Origin of the sequence: Vibrio sp. Vb0888 (assembly GCF_033338835.1) — a bacterium.
Taxonomy (GTDB): domain Bacteria; phylum Pseudomonadota; class Gammaproteobacteria; order Enterobacterales; family Vibrionaceae; genus Vibrio; species Vibrio alginolyticus.
This window is the reverse complement of the sequence record NZ_JAWOTL010000013.1, coordinates 89013-108363: the sequence shown is the minus strand read 5'-3', so window position 1 is coordinate 108363 and position 19351 is coordinate 89013. Positions and strand designations below refer to the sequence as shown.

Below are 19351 nucleotides of genomic sequence, written 5' to 3'. Positions count from 1 at the left end.
GTAGAAACCATCGCTTTACAAATTACGGCTGTTCCGCTCTAAGAGGTTAGAAGTTGTATTCTAACTTCGCTTCGATAGAGCGCTCAGCGCCAAACCAACAGTTATTTTTGTCGTAACAAGAATAGTATTCTTTATCGAATAGATTGCTTGCAGAAAGCGTGACGCTAGCCCCTTTCATTGATTCAGATACCGTTGAGAAATCGTAACTTGCTGCCAAATCAAACAAGGTGTAGTCCGGTACTTTTTGACTATTCTGCGCATCAATTTGTGCTTCTCCGACATAGCGAACGCCAGCACTGGTACGAAGGCCTGAAAGATTTCCTTCAAAGAAGTAATTTGCCCATAGAGAGGCCGTTTGCTCAGGTACCCAAACCGGCGTTTTACCTTCTTGGTTGTAATAACTGTCCTCGGTAATCTCCATATCGGTATATGTATAGCCTAGAGTGAAATCAGCTTGTGCTGTGGCTTGCCATTTTGCCTCAAGTTCAATACCTTGTGATACCACTTCGCCCGCTTGATAGTTCGGTGCATATGGGTTATTCGGATCGGTCAAGATCGCGTTTTTCTTCGTAATATGGAAGAGTGCTAAGTTACCTGAGATATCACCAGATAATGGGGCGTATTTAAAGCCTAACTCCCATTGATGACCGGTTGATGGCTCAAATGCTTTACCAGAAGAGTCGGCACCCGCAATTGGCTCAAAACTTTCCGAGTAAGTAAGATATGGCGAGAGACCAAAGTCTAGCTCATACAAACCACCGACTCGGAAAGATACGTTGGTATCGTCTAACTCTTCCTTGCTGTTGGATACTGCTCCTAGATAATCGCTAACGGCGTCTGTATTTGAATCGTATTTATCCCAACGAAGACCTGCAATCATTACAAGTTGGTCGTAACGAACTTGATCTTGGAAATAAACGCCAATCTGCTTCGTTTTGATATCTAAGTTTTGTTTGTATTGGAAATTCAGTGCATTACGATCAATGCTGTTGTGGTCAGGATTAAAAATGTCCTGAGTTAGCGAATACCCAAGCGTGTCTTTGTATTTTACATCTGAATCTAGATACTGATAATCAAGCCCGAACAATAAGTTATGTTCAAAATTTCCTGTTTTAACGTAGCCAGATAGTTGGTTGTCAATCACAAAGGATTTGGACTTTTCATCGGTTAAATAGGCATTTCGACCAACGGTACGGTTATCCGCTTCAAGTGCACCGTTATATGTGTTTTCCTGATAGGCATCGGCGGTCATGTAGCGGGCATTCTGTAGAAATTGCCAATTGTTGTTAAAGTCGTGTTGGACTTTGTAACCCATCATCAGAACTTCGCGTTCGTAAGTGTTCCAGTCCTCATCCCCCAAATAAGTGCTTGGTGACATCGAGCCAAGTGGGTTTTTAATCACTGAGCCAGACGCAGGCACAGTCGTGTAGATACCTGCTGATGGATCATTTTGATAGTAAACATTCACGTTCACTAATGTGCTTTCTGTCGCTTGCCAATTGAAAGATGGGGCGAGTACATAACGTTCATCTTCAGACGTATCGGCTTGACCATCTCGCTGTTTTGCCAGGCCGACGATACGGTAATCCACATTAGAATCACCAATTTGTCCTGTGGTGTCGAACGTCAGTTCTTTTAGGCTGTTAGTCCCTGTACTAATCGAGACAGAGTGCGAGGGTGTTGACTGAGGCGCCTTGGCGATAATGTTGACCATACCTCCTGGTGGAATATTGCCGTAAAGAACAGACGTTGGCCCTTTAAAAACCTCGATTTGCTCAAGAGCAACGGAATCGACCTGCGGTTGAAGGTTCCAACCGTTGTACAGCAAAGGAAGACCATCATAAAAGTTGGTGTAGTTAATAAAACCACGAATATTGAATAGGTCAAGTCGGGAAACGGCACCGCCACGCAATTCTGTATTTACGCCAGGCGCGTAACGCAATGCTTCGCTCACCGAGTTTACGCCGCGCAGGTCCATGTCATCTTTAGTGATTACCGTGATTGCTTGCGGTGTTTCCTCCGGTTCTAAAACGGTTTTAGTTGCGGTGTTTCGGTATGTTTCTCCTAGCACCGTAATCGTTTCGTGTTGGGATACGCTCTCAGTCGCATTGGCGTGGCCAGCGAGCAATGCGGATACGACGATAGCAACCGCTGAACGATGAAATCGAATCGGACTTTCCATATTTATAAATTCCACTACTTTTTCTATTTATTGATAATGATTGTTATTTGTATTCTATATTCAAAGAAATAGGAAAAGTTAACAATTTGGTGCAAAACACTAATCTTTGGAACTTATTCTTCTGTTCTTAGGTTTTAAAGATAGCGAGTCGTTTGGCTCGACAGGAATCCAATACTGCATTTGTGCTTGTTCGCTATCAACATCATAACCTTCTGGATAAAGCTCTAACTCATAACCATCGATAGCATGATAATTAGAGTAGGGTAGCCAATGTAAAATAAACCATTCCAGCGTTGAGGCGAGCTCTGATGCTTTGCCTATGTGTGTAATGACGGCGTAGGTTTGCTCAGGAACAGCCAAGAGGTCTAGCCCCGAGTTGGAAGAGTTCGTTGATCTTGGTGCGTTTGCTGTTGGACTGCACTCATAACCTGCCCAATACTCAAGTTGTTGGTTGTTTGAATACGCTTGAGTCACATCAATCACGCCAAAGTAAGTACTTTCCGAATTGTTAAGGTTTTCAGATGAATAAAGACGTGACCAAAGTGACGGTACTTTGGATTGGAAATCGGGCGCAGCGGAAAACAATCCGTGAATAGGTTCATGATAACCAGCAAGTTCAAAAGCCGGTTTTGTTTCTATTCGAACTTCAATAAAGCGCTGATGTTTTTTCTCTTCTTTTGGTGTCTTACGCAGCGTCAAAGGTTGTCTCAACCCGGAGAGCTGTTGCGTTTTTCGATATTCACGGGGGCTTTTTGAAAACATATTCCTGAACGCTCGGCTAAATGCGTGTTCAGATGTAAATCCCATTTCTATCGCTATATCTAACGAGCGGTCAGAAGTATGGATTAAGCGCTCAGCCGCAAGGCTAAGTTTAAGCTCCCTGATGTAGTGAGCGACGGATACGCCAGTGTGTTGTTGAAATACGCGTTGCAGTTGCCAGCGCGACCAACAACTTGCTTTCGATATTTCATCTACGCTCAGAGTGCTGTCTAAGTTGGTGTGAATGTAGTCAAGCACCGATTGTATTCGGTTTATGGGGTGTGGGTTAATGGCGCTTGATTTCATGGCGTTCTACTTTCACATTAATAGTGATTTCATTATCTTTAATTGAGTATCATTATCAATAGGATGATGAAATAAAAAGTAAGTAACACAGATCACGATAAAACTGTAATGGATTGCAAGTATGAGTAATTATTGCCCATATTAGAGTTTTTGCTTAAATTCTGGAGCGTTCAGATGAAACTTTTTTTATCAATAAAATACAATCGCTTATGACGTTTTGTGCAACTTATTTAAACGTTTGCACTGGCAAGTGTTGATGTAAATCAAATAGTCGTAGACAATATTGCCCCGTGTCGGACTCTCCTCCAGCGAGTACAGTGTGTACTTTTGAGACATAAGTGACTTAAATGACCTCAATACGTCGTGTTTCCAAGAATCGGAAATGCAACTTCTTGAGGTTCTTTGGGCCCATAGACTTTACCTATCAACGTAATAGGTAAGACCAATTTTCTATTTTGAGGTGCCATTGATAGGGTTGGCTCATTCTCTAGCCGTATCCGGGCACACAATAAGTACCTCGTTTTTAAGGGAAAGATGATGGTAATACCAGAAAACAGCAGCATCGTTATTTTTGGTGCTTCAGGTGACCTTACGTACCGTAAGCTCATTCCTGCTTTATACCACCTCTACGCGAACAAGCAGCTTCCAGAGAATTTTGCCATTCTGGGTGTAAGTCGCACTGAATACAGTGATGAGTCTTACCGCGCGAAGCTGAAAAAATCGCTTCAGGAAATGGAAAAGACTGAGCCAGAAACGCTTGATGCATTTATTAACCATCTGCACTACCAAGCAATTAATACTTCTGACACACAAGATTACGGTAAGCTATCTTCTCGCTTAGACCAACTTGCGGACGAATATCAATTCGAGCAACGCAATACGCTTTTTTACTTAGCAACCCCACCAAGTTTATACAGTGTGATCCCTGCAAGTCTTGCAGCACATGGTCTTAACAGTGAAGATGATGGCTGGAAACGCCTGATCATTGAGAAACCATTCGGCTATGATCTTGAATCGGCGCGTATTCTGGACAAAGAAATTCACGAGCACTTCCAAGAGCATCAAATCTACCGAATTGACCATTACTTAGGTAAAGAAACGGTACAAAACCTACTTGTGCTTCGTTTCTCTAATGCGATGTTTGAGCCGCTTTGGAACCGTAACTTCATTGATTACGTTGAAATCACAGGCGCAGAATTCCTTGGCGTAGAGGAGCGTGGTGGTTACTACGACAACTCTGGCGCTGTGCGCGACATGTTCCAAAACCACTTGCTACAAGTATTAGCAATGGTAGGTATGGAACCACCAGCGCAAATCAATGCAGACTCGATGCGTGATGAAGTGGTAAAAGTGCTTCAATGCCTAAAGCCATTAGACGAAAACGCTCTGCGCAATGACCTAGTATTAGGCCAATACACGGCGTCTGAAGTCCGTGGGCAAAGCCTACGCGGCTACCGTGAAGAGCCGGGAGTTGCAGACGATTCTCGTACAGAGACTTACATCGGTTTGAAAGCGTACATCAACAACTGGCGTTGGAATGGCGTGCCATTTTACGTGCGTACTGGTAAGCGTCTTCCAACACGCGTTACTGAGGTGGTTATCCACTTTAAACAAACACCGCATCCTGTGTTTGGTCAAAACGCACCAGAAAACAAGCTGATCATTCGTATTCAACCAGACGAAGGCATTCAAATGAGCTTTGGCTTGAAAGAGCCAGGCGCAGGCTTTGAAGCGAAGGAAGTGAAAATGAACTTCCATTACGCTGACCTGCAAGAAACGCAAATGCTAACGGCATACGAGCGTCTTCTACTTGATGCTTTGAATGGTGATGCTACGCTATTTGCACGTAGTGATGCGGTGGAAGCGTGCTGGCAATACGTACAGCCAATCTTAGATTTTAAGCAAGATCCACAATCCCTCTTCGGGTACGCATGCGGCACTTGGGGACCTAAAGAGTCAGATGACTTGTTACAGCGTGATGGCCGCGCTTGGCGTTTCCCATGTAAAAACTTAACAGATACGGATTACTGTGAACTATGATCAACCATAAGATCTACCAAACAGCAGAACAGGTAGTTGAAAGCCTAGCTAACGATATGAAAGCGTTTAGCGAAATGGGCAGACCTGTTCACATCTCTCTTTCTGGCGGCAGCACTCCTAAAATGCTGTTTAAACTACTGGCTTCAGAGGCTTACGCAACCTCCATTCAATGGGAAAACCTCCACTTTTGGTGGGGTGACGAACGTTGTGTTGCCCCTGACGATGCAGAAAGCAACTACGGTGAAGCGAACACGTTGTTGTTTAGCCAAGTAAATATTCCTGCAGAAAACATTCACCGCATCCGTGGCGAAGATGAGCCTAAAGCAGAAGCCGAGCGCTTTGCAAAAGAGATGGCAGAGGTAATCCCGAATGAAAACGGCACACCTGTGTTTGACTGGATCTTATTAGGCGTTGGTGCAGATGGTCATACAGCTTCTCTGTTCCCTGGCCAAACGAATTATGATGATGCGAACCTATCTCTTGTGGCGTCGCATCCTGAATCGGGCCAACTTCGTGTGTCGAAAACCGCACGCGTATTAGAAGCAGCGAAACGCATTAGTTACTTAGTGCTTGGTGCAGGAAAAGCGGACATTGTTGAAGAAATTAACAGTTCACCAGCACACGCACTGCCATACCCAGCGGCTAAGATTCAAGCGAAATCGGGCCTAACGGAATGGTATTTAGATTTAGACGCGGCAGCAAAAATTGCTTAAGACGCTGCTCGTCGATGAAATAAAATTGGAGAGAAACAATGAAAGGTGATATCGGTGTAATTGGCCTAGCAGTAATGGGTCAAAACCTTATCCTAAACATGAACGATCACGGCTTTAAAGTGGTTGCTCACAACCGTACTGCTGCTAAAGTAGACGAGTTCCTGGAAGGTCCAGCAAAAGGCACGAACATCATCGGTGCATACTCTCTAGAAGAACTAGTAGAGAAGCTAGAAACGCCGCGTAAAGTAATGTTGATGGTTCGCGCTGGTGACGTTGTAGACAAGTTCATCGAAGCGCTAGTACCTCTGCTAGACAAAGGCGACATCATTATTGACGGTGGTAACACTAACTACCCAGATACAAACCGTCGTGTTGCTGCACTACGTGAAAAAGGTATCCACTTCATCGGTACTGGTGTATCTGGTGGTGAAGAAGGTGCGCGCTTCGGTCCATCTATCATGCCTGGCGGTGCTGCTGAAGCATGGGAAGCGGTTAAGCCTATCTTCCAAGGTATCGCTGCGAAAACTGACGCTGGTGAGCCATGTTGTGACTGGGTTGGTAACGATGGTGCTGGTCACTTCGTTAAGATGGTACACAACGGCATCGAATACGGTGACATGCAGCTTATCACAGAAGCTTACCAGTTCATGAAAGACGGTCTTGGTATGTCTGCTGACGAGATGCAAGCAGTATTCGCTGATTGGAACAAGACTGAACTAGACAGCTACCTTGTTGAAATCACGGCTGACATCCTTGGCTACAAAGATGAAGACGGTGAGCCTCTCGTTGAGAAGATCCTAGACACAGCAGGCCAAAAAGGTACTGGTAAATGGACTGGTATTAACGCACTAGACCTAGGTATTCCACTAACACTTATCTCTGAGTCTGTATTCTCTCGTTGTCTATCTGCACTGAAAGACCAACGTGTTGAAGCTGAATCTCTATTCGGTAAGACAATCACTCCGGTTGAAGGCGACAAGCAAGAGTGGGTTGATGCACTACGTCAAGCGCTACTAGCTTCTAAGATCATCTCTTACGCTCAAGGCTTCATGCTAATGCGCGAAGCATCGAACGAGAACGGTTGGGACCTAAACTACGGTAACGTAGCACTAATGTGGCGTGGTGGTTGTATCATCCGCTCTGCGTTCCTAGGCAACATCCGTGATGCGTACGAAGCGAACCCAGACATCGCATTCCTTGGTTCTGATGAGTACTTCAAAAACATCCTACAAGGCAGCCTAGCAGCATGGCGTAAAGTAGCAGCGAAATCTCTAGAGTCTGGTATCCCAATGCCATGTACGATTTCTGCGCTATCTTTCCTAGACGGTTACACAACAGCTCGTCTACCAGCGAACCTGCTTCAAGCTCAACGTGACTACTTCGGTGCTCACACTTATGAGCGCATTGACCGTCCACGTGGTGAATTCTTCCACACTAACTGGACTGGTACAGGCGGCGACACAGCGTCCACAACTTACGACGTTTAATCCGCGGTCAGTAAGCTGATCAAAGCAAAAGGGTGCCCAAGTGGCATCCTTTTTTGCGTCTGTAAGATATTGGTAGATTTAAAAGTTACATTAAACGTTGATTCGTCACGCACTTCTCAGAAATGGGAGAGCATGCATTTGCTAACAGTTTAATATTTCTCTTCGAAGAGTGAAGCTAAGCCGCTCTCTGCCGTCTCCTCAATTATAAGGTAATAGAAATGACACAACAGAAGCATCCATTTCACACAGCTTTCGTGTTGCTTATGTTCATATTACTGATTACTTACTCCATCTATCGCCTTTATCATCATTTCGTTTTCGAATCTCTACCGCGTCAGCTCAGTAGTGGTTTTCAAGTGGTCTACATTGATGCGTCATATGTTTTAAGTATCGCAAGCTTACTCTTGTGCCCTACATTATTGGTCTATATTTTATTTGATCGAATGACTCAGTTAGTCAAAGTGCCGATTAAAGTGATAACTATAACAATTGTCTTGTCCCTTATCGTTGCTATTCCAGGTCAAATTTTTGAATTTGGGCGATTGAAGTATATTGCAGAAAATAATGGTTACTCAGCGTGCCCACCTTTCACAATTGCATCAAGCGGAATGTTTGTAGAAGCTATGGTAAAAGAAGAAAAATACTGTATAGAACCAGAAATTAATCGTATTGGTATGTATGGCTATTTTCACGAACTCGAACGGATTGATAACTATATCAAGTCACACAGAAATGACATTCAATAGAAAAGAGCGCCTAGGCGCTCTTTTCAGTGGTCGTTTTCTTGTTTTGATAAAACCTGTCTTTTAGGTAGAGAATTGCACTGACCACAAGAGCCACTAAAGAAACAGTAAATAGGGCGTACATGCTGAGAATCCATGCGAATGTGGCCGTCAAGAATGCAATGAAGGAAAACATTCTGCTGAAAGACATCACATGGCCAAGTTTGTTACTTTTCATAAACGCCTCCCGAAGCTAAGTGGGGGTAGACAATTGTGGTCATATGCCACACTTTTAATTGTCTGCTCTTTTGGGACGTTTCATACAAAAAAGTGGCTAAAGATTTCTCAAAAAAGGTGAAATATTGAACTGGTAGACAAATCGTTAAACTGAGTTGCACAGATATGACTTCGGTTGTCTATCACTTCAAAGTTTTTAACTACGCAGATTAAGGGCATGTAGCGCTATTATTATCGTATTCGAACTCTACGATACACAATTGCAAGTGAACCTACACTCGTAAGCTCATCCCTGTCGTCAGTTACAGTAAAAGCTTTTTTCTCTGTTTAACAATACCTTAGTAACTACGGGCAATTAAATCTGTTTTTCGATCGAAACTCAGATTGCACAAAAGGTGAAAAAGAGTGCTAGGTAAGCCTCTAAACTACGCCTATAATTAGCGCCCACATGGAGGATGTTTATTATATGAACATCCTTTATTTTTTGAAACTAGCAACAAGGATCCAGTAAAACATGTTTTTCTGGTTTTGTTTACGTCGACCAAGAAGGTAATTAACACAGCAAATTGAGGTTCTAAGATGACTCTTAACAAGTACTTTGTTTTCATTCCAGCAGAATTGGAACAGGAAATGCACAAGGACAATCAAGTGATCTCTGAGAAGGAAACTCAACGTCAGGCATTAGTAAAACAGGCACAACAACAAGGCGGCCTGTAAGCTAGGTTTCAAAGAGAAAGAGCACCGCAACGGTGCTCTTTTTGTATCTGAGGTCGTAGAATTAACTTAATATGCCAAGGCTTTTCAACTTTCTGTAAATGGTATTTCGGCTCACACCAAGCATACGAGACGTTTTGCTAATGTTCCCCTGGTTGGCTTGATATGTTTTGAGCAACTTATCTTCGACGGTTGCACGCAGTTCTGAAGTTGGTTCAGCGGATGCTGCTCCTTCTTGAGCTTGGCTTAGTTTCTTACTTAGGTGGGCTGGGACGTGTGTGAGTTCCAATATTTCTTCACCTTGCGCCATTAAGGCGGATACTTTTATTAAACTATCGAGTTCACGCAAATTTCCTGGCCATGAGTAAGACAGCATCAGAGAAAGGAGGTGAGGGCAAAGCTGTTGTTCAGATTCGGCGTGACGCCGATGAATGTTCTCAATCAGTTGTCGTTTGTCATCACGTTCCTCAAAGCGAGGTAGCTCAATGATCAAGCCATTAAGGCGATAATACAAATCTTGGCGGAACAATCCTTCGCTGACCAAATGTTCCAGATCTTTATGCGTGGCTGCAATGATTTGCGTATCGACTTGAATACTTTGGTTGGAACCCACGGGAAGCACGGTTTTATCTTGCAATACATGGAGCAATCGGCTTTGAGCTTCCAAGGGTAAATCTGCGATTTCATCTAGAAACAAAATCCCTTTGTGTGCTTGGCGAATTTTTCCCTGATAGCCTTTGCTGTTTGCGCCAGTAAAGGCACCGGCTACGTAGCCAAACAATTCAGATTCAAGCAGATCTTTTGGTAGCGCTCCGCAGTTGACGGAAACTAACGGTCCCGTTTTTCTCTGGCTGTTTTTATGGAGTGCTTTTACAAACTCGTTTTTGCCAACACCAGTCTCTCCGATAATCAACAAACTGATGTCTTTATCGATGACGCGATTGGCTTGCTGCCAACAGTGCTCAACAGCGGAGTCGCCATAATGAAGATCATTGGACGCCGCTACAGCACGAGACTTGACCTTGCTATCTTTATCGGTAAGCGGTTTTGTTTTGAAAACGAAAGGGTGCTCATTTCCCCGAGTGGATAGAATGTCGTCTAAGGATTGCCCAATGATATTTTTTTGCGCAAAAAGTTGAGAGGCTACTTGATTGTGAGCCAAAACTTGTCCGTCTTCATTTGCAATGATAATTCCTTGCCAACCACTATTCAGTAAACCTTTTTCGCACGCTAAATCCACACGAATATGCCCTTGTGGAATCAAGTTAAGTAGTTGATTCTCCACTTGCTGGACCATGTTTTGTACTAGTACTTGCGTTGAGAAGTCATGTCTCTTTTGCTCGCTCGTAATATCTAATACGCCAATGAGGTTACCAAGATGATCGAAAATAGGATTAGCCGAACAGCTAATAAAACGATGGTGTTGGATAAAGTGCTGATCACCAATAACAGAAACGGGCTTTGCTTCAACCAAGGCTGTACCAATCGCGTTGGTGCCTTTGACCTTTTCTTGCCAGCATGCTCCAGAGCTTAGCGAGATTTCCGTCAACTTCTCACGAAATCTAGGCTGTCCCCAACTGCCGATGATGACACCATCTGAATCCGTCAAAATTAAGCGACTGTCGCTATGAGCAAATAGCTGATTAAACAAAGGGAGCGCAAATTGAGTGACTGCCTCTAGCAAAAAGTTGAGTTGGTGACGCCTATCTTGGAGCGTTGCTGGCGTTACTCGAATATCTTCAGGGCGTCGACGCTGTTTTAAACCCGCTTGTTCACTTCTGACCCATGAAGTTGAAAGCCAATTGTTATCGCTAATGTGTTGAAGTTCCATGACTGTACCATTTTGTCACAGTGAGGGTGTGCCATTTTGGAACACTTGAACATTGGTGTTCACACCATACATCCGCTCAAACGTCGCTCACTTGGTTTGTTATCGCTTGGTAATCATAGTTTTACATTTAATTAACAACAAGTGTGGTGTAGTTGGCGTGTGACTTGCGTAATGCTCTTTGTGAACAGTGCGATACGACACTGCAATAACACATTGAACGAGAAACAAAAGGAAGAGTTATGATCTATGCACAGCCAGGTAGTGAAAATGCCATTGTTAACTTTAAATCGCATTACGATAACTTTATCGGTGGGGAATGGGTAAAACCAACGGGTGGTGAGTACTTTGACAATATCTCACCAATCAACGGACAAGCGTATTGTAAAGTTGCTCGCTCTGGCGAGGAAGATATTAATTTAGCACTGGATGCCGCGCACAACATCAGAGCAAAATGGGCCAAAACCAGCGTGACAGAACGTTCGAACATCTTGCTGAAAATTGCTGACCGTATTGAGCAGCATCTAGAAGAGCTTGCAGTTGCAGAAACTTGGGAAAACGGCAAACCAGTTCGCGAAACCTTGGCGGCAGATTTACCTTTAGTAGTGGATCACTTCCGTTACTTCGCTGGCTGTATTCGCGCACAAGAAGGCAGTGCGGCAGAACTGGATGAGCACACCGCAAGCTACCACTTCCCAGAACCGATTGGTGTGGTTGGTCAAATTATTCCGTGGAACTTCCCAATGTTGATGGCGGCTTGGAAACTAGCACCGGCACTAGCGGCGGGTTGCTGTGTGGTATTGAAGCCAGCAGAGCAAACCCCAACATCCATTCTGGTTCTGATGGAAAAAATCGGTGACCTTCTTCCTCCTGGTGTCATCAACGTTGTAAACGGATATGGTTCTGAAGCGGGTCAAGCATTAGCAACCAGCAACCGCATTGCGAAACTCGCTTTTACCGGGTCTACGCAAGTTGGCAACCACATTCTGAAATGTGCAGCAGACAACTTGATCCCATCGACAGTTGAATTAGGTGGTAAATCTCCAAACATCTACTTCTCAGATATCTTCGATTACGAAGATGAGTATCTTGACAAGTGTATCGAAGGTACGTTACTTGGTTTCTTCAACCAAGGTGAAGTTTGTACTTGTCCATCTCGCGTACTGGTTCATGAAGCGATTTATGACAAGTTTGTAGAGAAACTGACGGAACGTGCACAGCTGATTAAACAAGGTAATCCGCTCGATACCGATACTCAAGTTGGTGCTCAGGCTTCTCAAGAACAGTTTGATAAGATTTTAAGTTACCTGGAGATCGGCCGTGAAGAAGGCGCAAAAGTGGTCTTTGGTGGTGGAGTGTCAGAACAGCCAGAGTCTATCAACCAGGGGTACTACATTCAGCCAACCATGTTGGAAGGCCACAACAAGATGCGAATCTTCCAAGAAGAAATCTTTGGCCCAGTGATTGCTATCACCAAATTCAAAGATGAGGCTGAAGCGTTGGAAATCGCAAACGACACCGAATATGGCTTAGGCGCAGGTGTTTGGACACGTGATGCGAACGTCGCATATCGTATGGGCCGTAATATTGAAGCTGGTCGAATCTGGATCAACTGTTACCACGCTTACCCTGCACACGCAGCGTTCGGTGGTTACAAAAAATCGGGTATCGGGCGCGAAACGCACAAGATGATGCTGGATCACTACCAGAACACGAAGAACTTGCTGATTAGCTACAGCATCGACCCGTTAGGCTTCTTCTAGTGAAACTAAGTAATTAATAAAGAAAAAGCTGTATGAATCAAAACCCCGAATCTTCGGGGTTTTTTATTAGCGTGAGCTTGTCGGCTGAAGGTTAACTTAGATGTTTAACCTGCTTATATTGTGATATCAGGAACGTTGAATTATCGCCACTTTTCGTTCCATAAGCTTTTTTACGGCGGCGTTTTGCTTGTCAATATTGAGTTGCGGATCAAAGTCCAAAACGCGATTGCAAGATTCGAGACTGGCAAATTGATTTAAACATTCACCAAGCTCTCTTTTAGAGCTTGTTCGCGTCATACTGCTTTCTGATGAGGAGAGTAGGGTGACTTTACGGCCATGAAACGTTCCTTGCGGCACTGCATCACTTTGCTGCGCTTGTTGAACGTCATGAACCGATGAATTGGTGTATGTGGATTGGATGTCATTGGACATAAAGACACCTAAACTCTCAAGTCTAAAGTTTGTGGCATCGGTGGTGCCTCATCAATGGTTACATGCGAAGACAATAACGCTTCCCACGACTCGCTGTGCGTCAGCAATTCTGCTAAAGCTGTTTCAAAATATTCGTAATCCAGTCGCCTAATGTTAATGAGTCGGTTTAAACATAGGACATGTCGGTGGTTATCTAAACTAAAAAATAACTGGTGCTCAGGCCAGTGATAATTAAAGGCCAAGAAAGAGCGGTAGAGATCGGAATTTACAATTTGAAGGCCAACAATCTCAGCTTCGAGCTGCAGAGTTGTCGATTCTGGATGAAAGATGATATGCACCCTTAGATTATCATCAAAGGCTAAGCTTACTTCATTTTCCGTTAGATGCAGTGCAGGCAAGCCTATTTGATGAGCAAACTTTAGCAAAATCTCATCGATAGTTTGGCGTGCTGACATAGGAATAGTCCCTTTTGAAATTTTATCAAGGAAAATATTAGATGTATCTCTTCATGTTTATCAATATTAGTCGGTTGTTATTATATTTTGGCTTTTAAATGTGTTGAGAGAAATAGAAAGGCAAAAGTAAATGTGTTCAGATGCATATCTCAATGGCAATGAGATATATGAATATCATTTTTCTCTAATAAACTTCAATTAAGGAAGGAATGAAAGTGAGCAGAAACTGCTTTTGAAATTACAGTCCATGTTAACTACGTGTTGTTGAAAAATGCGATTTATTGTCCGCTTGTAGTATAAATATAAGTTGATCTTTTATATTTTTACATAAAGAATTGTGTGAATTTCAAATGAGCTAGATTATATAAAATAAGTTTATGGGGTCATAATGAACAATTCTATATGGGCTGGTTTTATTGGGTTATTCATACTGAGTGGGTGCAGTCAGACTGTGTCCGTTAATGGGGTGGATGGCTTTGATACACAGAGTCAGGCATCAGTCTATGGTTGGGTTTCTGTCGACGGCTACTTTCCACCTTCGATTACTTCTCTTGAAGTGGAAATATGTAAAATTATTGATAATCAATGCCTTAAATCGGCATCTCAGAGCTACCAAGGTGTTCAGTTGCCTGTGCAGTATTCGTTTTTAATTGCACCAATTCAAGCTGGTGAAGGAAAAATGAAGATTATTGGAAAGCTTTATTCAAACGGTGATCTCGTTGCGGAAAAAGAAAAGAACTATTTATTTTTTGAGGGAAATAAACAAGAAAACTTGATTCTTGTTCCAAAAATAAACAGATAAAATTTTAAGTACTACATTTTTATTAGAGTTTTCTAATTTATAAAAATAAAGACTATATCTTTCCTGTTGTGAAAGATTTGTTGTCTTTTATAAACATTAATTACATGACTTTGAAGTCATCGGGTCAGTTGTTTTTTAGACTCATACTTGTTGCAAAAACAGTATTTTTTATGATTATATCTCGCTCCTTGAACACGTTGGCTTGGCGTTTTAGGCTATAAAATATACATTTTTATGATTTTGGAAATTTAATTTTGTTCTCGAAACGGTGCCGAAATCTATTTAATTGTATTCTAATGTATAACAAAACAACCAAACTTAAATAACGAAATGATATTTAAGTTTTGGCTAATGATAAACGCTATCTGATAAAAATAATAAAGACGGACAGCAGAAATTTACTAAGTCAAACCTTTACCTTTAGGTAAAGGTAATGCTTGGGTTATTTGCTAATTATTCGGGGGGTATGGTAAGTGATAGAACTTCTATGCTCTTTTCTTTGCTTCTTTAATTCATACAGCAGTACTTAGAAATAACAACAATCAAAGTAGTGCTTTGAAAGTTTCTCAACATTTGCACTGAGAAACTCAAAATAATGAAGGGTAGAAAATGGATGTGTCAGGCCAACTAAACTCAGAAAGGGTCGACTCGAGTTCACGAAAAATTCGTAGTTTTTCCTGCTATGAAAAATCTGACGAAGTATTTCACTCAGACCAGTCTCACATTGTTGTCGTTCACAATGGTCAGCTTCGAGTTCAAACAGGTGATTGCACAATCGATGTTGCTGCAGAAAATGGGGTATTTCTATCCCAAGGGGATTACTTGTTAGAGTACTCTCCGCTAGATGGGGCATACAAAGCGTCGATTATTGCCTACGACAATGAACTCGTTAGTCAGTTGCTGCAAAAACACAGTGATCTCTTGATGATGCTGCCTAAGGTAGACAAAGTTTGTTCTGGTTTGTTTACTTTTGGTTTGAACATACTCGTTGAACAAGTGCTTTCCAGCATGCAGACGCTTGAGCAACAAGCGTACCCTGATGCCATTATGTGCCTAAAATACGAAGAACTACTCATTCTCTTGCTACACAGCAAAGGAGGAGAATCACTGTATGCGTTGCTGTCACAACAAACAAACCGTACGTCGGAACGGTTACGTCGATTTATGGAACAGCATTACTTAAAAGAATGGAAGTTGACAGACTACGCGCAGGAGTTTGGTGCCAGCTTAACCACTTTTAAAGAGCTTTTTAATGAGCACTATGGCATTTCTCCAAGAGCTTGGATCAGTGAGCGTCGACTACTGCATGCTCATAAACTGCTGTTGACGAGCAAGATGAGCATCGTAGATGTGGCGATGGAGGCAGGGTTTTCCAGCCAGTCTTACTTTACGCAGAGTTACCGTCGTCGTTTTGGAACGACCCCAAGCCGCGTACGTTCGGGAGACGATCAAGTGGCTATCGCGAAATGAAATGACTTGGGACTAAAATTTTCTGACTAATTTTGAAAGTCACTAACCAGTGTAAATTCTATTATGTATCGTGTAACAACGAACGATTAAAAATTATTACATCTCTTTCTTTCTGGATTGTTCGAAAGGGGTGCGGAGACGAACATAAATGAAAAAGCAGCATTGGCGACGCCGTTCGCTTTTTCCAGACAGCATAGTGACACAGCGGAAAGTGACTGTTTTACAAAGAGGAGCTCGTTATGAAAGCGCCTCGAAACCTACGCAGGATCTCAATGTTGTGCACGTCAATCACCGACAATTGTTGAGTGAAGGCGTCATAAATTATGAGCAGTTATCTTTACTTCAACGCTTGTTGGATAGAAATGTCGTCGATAGCCTGTGCGCTAGCCAGTTAGTAAAAACGTATCAAAAACTTGGTGCTTCGATAGACCGGTTTGCCATGCGTTTATTTTTGGAAATTGGATCGCAGCTCAGTGATAGCAGCACAATCACAACGTTCGAACAAAGGCTGGACTACATCAACTCTCGTCTGGGCTTTCGCTTTAATTTGGCTGTCCCAAAAACGTTGATGCTTTGTTTCCATTTATCACTCAACGAGTGGATTAACCGACAAGTCGATCAAAGTGCTCTTCATGCTTCGATTAAAGTTGAACAACTTATCAATCAACTCGATATTCAGAAGGAATATTGGTCGAAGCTATCAGGGGAAGACACCAGTGCCGTCTTTGTTCAACAGCAACTCGATCTCATTAAGAGCCAGCAGCATCAACTTAAAAAGCAACTTGGGACGTTAAGCGAACAACAGTTGCAAGTGATTGAATGTCATCGTTTGTTAATTGAGAAGTGGCAACCGTCTTTAGACGAGCTGAAAGGGTTCGCGGAGTACACCTCGACAACCGAACAATTTATTTCTGAGTGGAAAAATTGGTGTTCGGAAGTGCGACTTGAAGCCCCTGAGCTGAACGAAGTTTGGGATGCATGCGATGTGGTTTACAACGACCAAAATGCGGTTGCGAAAGTATGGCAATGGTTCAAGAACATGCAAACTGTTGGTGATATCGATCACTACTATTTTGATACTCAAAGTGGTCAGTGCGGCCAGGCTTGCAATCACCTCAGCCAGATCTAAATAGGGCGTTAAATGTTAGATAAGATGATGAAATCTTTAGCGGAAGCGCTAAAGGTAGGGGATTTTATTGCCTCAGAAAATGGTTCTTACAACATCGAGGTTGACCAGTTATCACTGACCATCAAGCAACATGCGTCATGGATTTTATGGGAAGCGACGTTACCCTTCCAGTTTAAAGAGCATCTAGATTATCAACAAGAACAAGCGTTACAACGTTGCATGCAGCTCTCATTAAAAACCATTCGTGAGGATGGCGGCGTACTGACAACCAATGATGATCAGCAATTGATTTTGCAAAGTAAAGTAAGGGTTGAGGACTGTTCGGTGGAACGGTTCTCTACTTTACTTTCTAAGCACGTCAATCTATGTGAACGTTACATTGCATTATTGGAACAAGAACGCGTGAACCACACAATCAACCATACAGTGTGGTTACCATGATGCTAAAAATCTTTCCCAACATTAGACGTGCTGCAACAAAGGCATTGTTATGCGCAGTGAGTGTTGTTCCTTTGGGATACGCGCAAGCAACAGACTTACACTGGCCCGAACAACCGTTCCGCTACTATGCAGATAATGACTCATTAAAAGAGTTGTTGAATAACTTCGGTGCAAATTATCGTGTCTCGGTTTCTGTTAGTGACAAAGTCAACGATCGAGTGAATGGGCGTTTTACCCCTGAAGATCCGGCGGAATTCCTCGATTACTTATCGCAAGTGTACAACTTGATGTGGTATTTCGATGGTGCCGTCTTACATGTCTATAAGGCGACAGAAACTCGCTCACGTTTACTTCAATTGGAATTACTTACGGCTAGAGAGCTACGCAGTACGTTAATTTCCACCGGCGTTTGGGATTCTCGTTATGGCTGGAGAGCTGCTGAGAGTAAAGGGTTAGTCTATCTTGCGGGTCCTCCACGTTATGTCGACTTAGTGGTACAAACGGCGGAGGCATTGGAAACGCGCTTGCTGCAGAAATCGAATTCAACCGACGAATTATTCGTTGAGATAATTCCTTTGAAGTACGCTTCTGCAACGGATAGAGAAATTGCATATCGAGATCAGACAATTACGGTCCCGGGCATCGCATCGGTGTTAAAACGGGTCGTGTCTGGTGTTCAAACGCAAGTGGCGAGTGCGTCTAGCAAAGAAGTTACCAGTTCAGATAAGCCTGTAAAAAGTAATAAAACCGCCTCAGTTCATGGTGGCGCAACAGTTGAAGCAGAGCCGGGCCTTAATGCGATTATCGTTCGTGATACTCAAGCACGATTACCGCTCTATCGTAAACTGGTCGCGCAATTAGACCAGCCGCAATCAAGAATTGAAGTCGCGCTATCGATTGTCGATATCAGTGCCAACGATTTAAGTCAGTTAGGCGTGGATTGGCGAGCAGGAGTGTCTGTCGGAAACAACCGCATTGTCGATATCAAAACAACAGGTGATGTGAATTCGGGGGATGTGACGCTCGGCAGTGGACAGAACTTTAAGTCCTTGCTTGATTCAACCAACCTAAATTACTTGCTGGCTCAAATTCGTTTATTGGAATCCAAAGGCAGTGCTCAAGTGGTTTCAAGACCAACATTGTTAACTCAGGAAAATGTCGAAGCGGTACTGAACAACAGCAGCACGTTTTACGTCAAGCTGGTTGGTAAAGAAACCGCAGCGCTGGAAGAGGTCACGTATGGCACGTTACTGAGAATTGTCCCACGTATCGTTGGTGATAGATTTGCTGCACGACCTGAAATTAACCTGAGCCTTCATCTCGAAGACGGTGCAAAGATCGCTGATGGTGGCGTCGATGATCTTCCTTCCGTTCGTAAAACTGAAATCAGCACCTTAGCGACGGTTAAACAAGGGCAAAGCTTACTTATCGGTGGTGTGTACCGAGATGAAGTGAGCCATCAGTTACGTAAAGTGCCATTGCTAGGAGACATCCCATATTTAGGCGCGCTGTTTAGAAGTAATACCAATACTAAGCGCCGCACAGTACGAATGTTTATTTTAGAACCTCGAATTGTTGTGGATGGTATTGGCGATAGTGTGTTGATTGGCAACGAATATGACTTGCGACCAAGTATCGGCAAGCTTAACAACATCTCCAACAATAGCGCTGAATTTAAATCGGTAGTGGAAGTATATAGCTGCACATCGAGGGTTCAAGCCGAGCGCTATCAACAAGACTTATTGTCACAGCAAAAGTCGTCTCAATTAACGCAGTGCCAATTACCAACAGGACAAAAGGGTTGGCGGGTGAAAGTATTGGAATGTGATGACTCACAAAGTGAGTGCGCGCGCCCTTCAGAGGAGTCTTAA

17 protein-coding genes are annotated in these 19351 nt (G+C 43.1%); 11 read left to right on the top strand and 6 right to left on the bottom strand.

Annotated features, from left to right (window positions below; translation table 11 throughout):
• Nucleotides 1–46: 46 nt before the first annotated feature.
• Nucleotides 47–2182: a TonB-dependent siderophore receptor gene (locus R7P72_RS17590; protein ID WP_005377151.1), complete on the bottom strand. Its 2136-nt coding sequence runs from the start codon at nucleotides 2180–2182 to the stop codon at nucleotides 47–49.
• Nucleotides 2183–2281: 99 nt separating this feature from the next.
• The gene (locus R7P72_RS17585) at nucleotides 2282–3247 is read right to left on the bottom strand and encodes a helix-turn-helix domain-containing protein (RefSeq protein WP_005377157.1); all 966 of its coding nucleotides are present in this window, start codon (nucleotides 3245–3247) and stop codon (nucleotides 2282–2284) included.
• A 537-nt stretch (nucleotides 3248–3784) separates the two neighbouring features.
• Here R7P72_RS17585 and zwf point away from each other — a divergent pair.
• From zwf to R7P72_RS17565, 4 genes are all read left to right on the top strand, one after another.
• The gene (zwf, locus tag R7P72_RS17580) at nucleotides 3785–5287 is read left to right on the top strand and encodes a glucose-6-phosphate dehydrogenase (RefSeq protein ID WP_213907339.1); all 1503 of its coding nucleotides are present in this window, start codon (nucleotides 3785–3787) and stop codon (nucleotides 5285–5287) included.
• Nucleotides 5284–6000, top strand: a complete 717-nt coding sequence (gene pgl / locus R7P72_RS17575; RefSeq protein WP_005387158.1) for a 6-phosphogluconolactonase — start codon at nucleotides 5284–5286, stop codon at nucleotides 5998–6000. Before zwf ends, pgl begins: the two co-directional genes overlap by 4 nt.
• Nucleotides 6001–6038: 38 nt before the next feature.
• Nucleotides 6039–7487 carry a decarboxylating NADP(+)-dependent phosphogluconate dehydrogenase gene (gene gnd / locus R7P72_RS17570; RefSeq protein WP_005377160.1) on the top strand — a complete coding sequence of 483 codons (1449 nt, stop codon included), beginning with the start codon at nucleotides 6039–6041 and terminating at the stop codon, nucleotides 7485–7487.
• Between the two features lie 218 nt (nucleotides 7488–7705).
• Nucleotides 7706–8233: a hypothetical protein gene (locus R7P72_RS17565; RefSeq protein ID WP_054575047.1), complete on the top strand. Its 528-nt coding sequence runs from the start codon at nucleotides 7706–7708 to the stop codon at nucleotides 8231–8233.
• 10 nt (nucleotides 8234–8243) lie between these two features.
• Here the strand turns inward: R7P72_RS17565 and R7P72_RS17560 are convergent, their stop codons facing one another.
• A complete protein-coding gene (locus tag R7P72_RS17560; protein WP_005377162.1) occupies nucleotides 8244–8447 on the bottom strand; it encodes a hypothetical protein in 204 nt (67 codons plus the stop codon).
• A gap of 578 nt (nucleotides 8448–9025) precedes the next feature.
• Between R7P72_RS17560 and R7P72_RS17555 the strand changes: the two genes are divergently transcribed.
• Nucleotides 9026–9163, top strand: a complete 138-nt coding sequence (locus R7P72_RS17555; protein ID WP_005377165.1) for a hypothetical protein — start codon at nucleotides 9026–9028, stop codon at nucleotides 9161–9163.
• A gap of 61 nt (nucleotides 9164–9224) precedes the next feature.
• Here R7P72_RS17555 and R7P72_RS17550 read toward each other — a convergent pair whose 3' ends face one another.
• Nucleotides 9225–10991 carry a sigma-54-dependent Fis family transcriptional regulator gene (locus tag R7P72_RS17550; RefSeq protein WP_054575046.1) on the bottom strand — a complete coding sequence of 589 codons (1767 nt, stop codon included), beginning with the start codon at nucleotides 10989–10991 and terminating at the stop codon, nucleotides 9225–9227.
• Between the two features lie 239 nt (nucleotides 10992–11230).
• Between R7P72_RS17550 and R7P72_RS17545 the strand changes: the two genes are divergently transcribed.
• Entirely contained in the window at nucleotides 11231–12751 is a 1521-nt protein-coding gene (locus R7P72_RS17545; RefSeq protein ID WP_005377169.1) for an aldehyde dehydrogenase family protein, read from the top strand.
• A 126-nt stretch (nucleotides 12752–12877) separates the two neighbouring features.
• Here R7P72_RS17545 and exsE2 read toward each other — a convergent pair whose 3' ends face one another.
• Together exsE2 and exsC are read right to left on the bottom strand one after the other, a co-directional pair.
• Nucleotides 12878–13183 (bottom strand): T3SS regulon translocated regulator ExsE2, encoded by a 306-nt coding sequence (gene exsE2, locus R7P72_RS17540; RefSeq protein ID WP_054575045.1) that lies wholly within the window; start codon nucleotides 13181–13183, stop codon nucleotides 12878–12880.
• An 8-nt stretch (nucleotides 13184–13191) separates the two neighbouring features.
• Nucleotides 13192–13638 carry a type III secretion system regulatory chaperone ExsC gene (gene exsC, locus R7P72_RS17535; RefSeq protein WP_005377174.1) on the bottom strand — a complete coding sequence of 149 codons (447 nt, stop codon included), beginning with the start codon at nucleotides 13636–13638 and terminating at the stop codon, nucleotides 13192–13194.
• A gap of 388 nt (nucleotides 13639–14026) precedes the next feature.
• On the opposite strand from exsC, the gene R7P72_RS17530 reads away from it, so the two are divergent.
• The 5 genes from R7P72_RS17530 (at nucleotide 14027) to sctC (ending at nucleotide 19351) form a co-directional block, all read left to right on the top strand.
• A complete protein-coding gene (locus R7P72_RS17530; RefSeq protein WP_054575044.1) occupies nucleotides 14027–14440 on the top strand; it encodes a YscW family type III secretion system pilotin in 414 nt (137 codons plus the stop codon).
• A gap of 609 nt (nucleotides 14441–15049) precedes the next feature.
• The gene (locus tag R7P72_RS17525; RefSeq protein ID WP_005377191.1) at nucleotides 15050–15910 is read left to right on the top strand and encodes an AraC family transcriptional regulator; all 861 of its coding nucleotides are present in this window, start codon (nucleotides 15050–15052) and stop codon (nucleotides 15908–15910) included.
• 148 nt (nucleotides 15911–16058) lie between these two features.
• Nucleotides 16059–17039, top strand: coding sequence for a T3SS regulon anti-activator ExsD domain-containing protein (locus R7P72_RS17520; RefSeq protein WP_005377193.1), 981 nt, complete (start codon nucleotides 16059–16061; stop codon nucleotides 17037–17039).
• A 12-nt stretch (nucleotides 17040–17051) separates the two neighbouring features.
• Nucleotides 17052–17480 carry a YscB family type III secretion system chaperone gene (locus R7P72_RS17515; protein ID WP_054575043.1) on the top strand — a complete coding sequence of 143 codons (429 nt, stop codon included), beginning with the start codon at nucleotides 17052–17054 and terminating at the stop codon, nucleotides 17478–17480.
• Nucleotides 17477–19351, top strand: coding sequence for a type III secretion system outer membrane ring subunit SctC (sctC, locus tag R7P72_RS17510; RefSeq protein ID WP_054575042.1), 1875 nt, complete (start codon nucleotides 17477–17479; stop codon nucleotides 19349–19351). Before R7P72_RS17515 ends, sctC begins: the two co-directional genes overlap by 4 nt.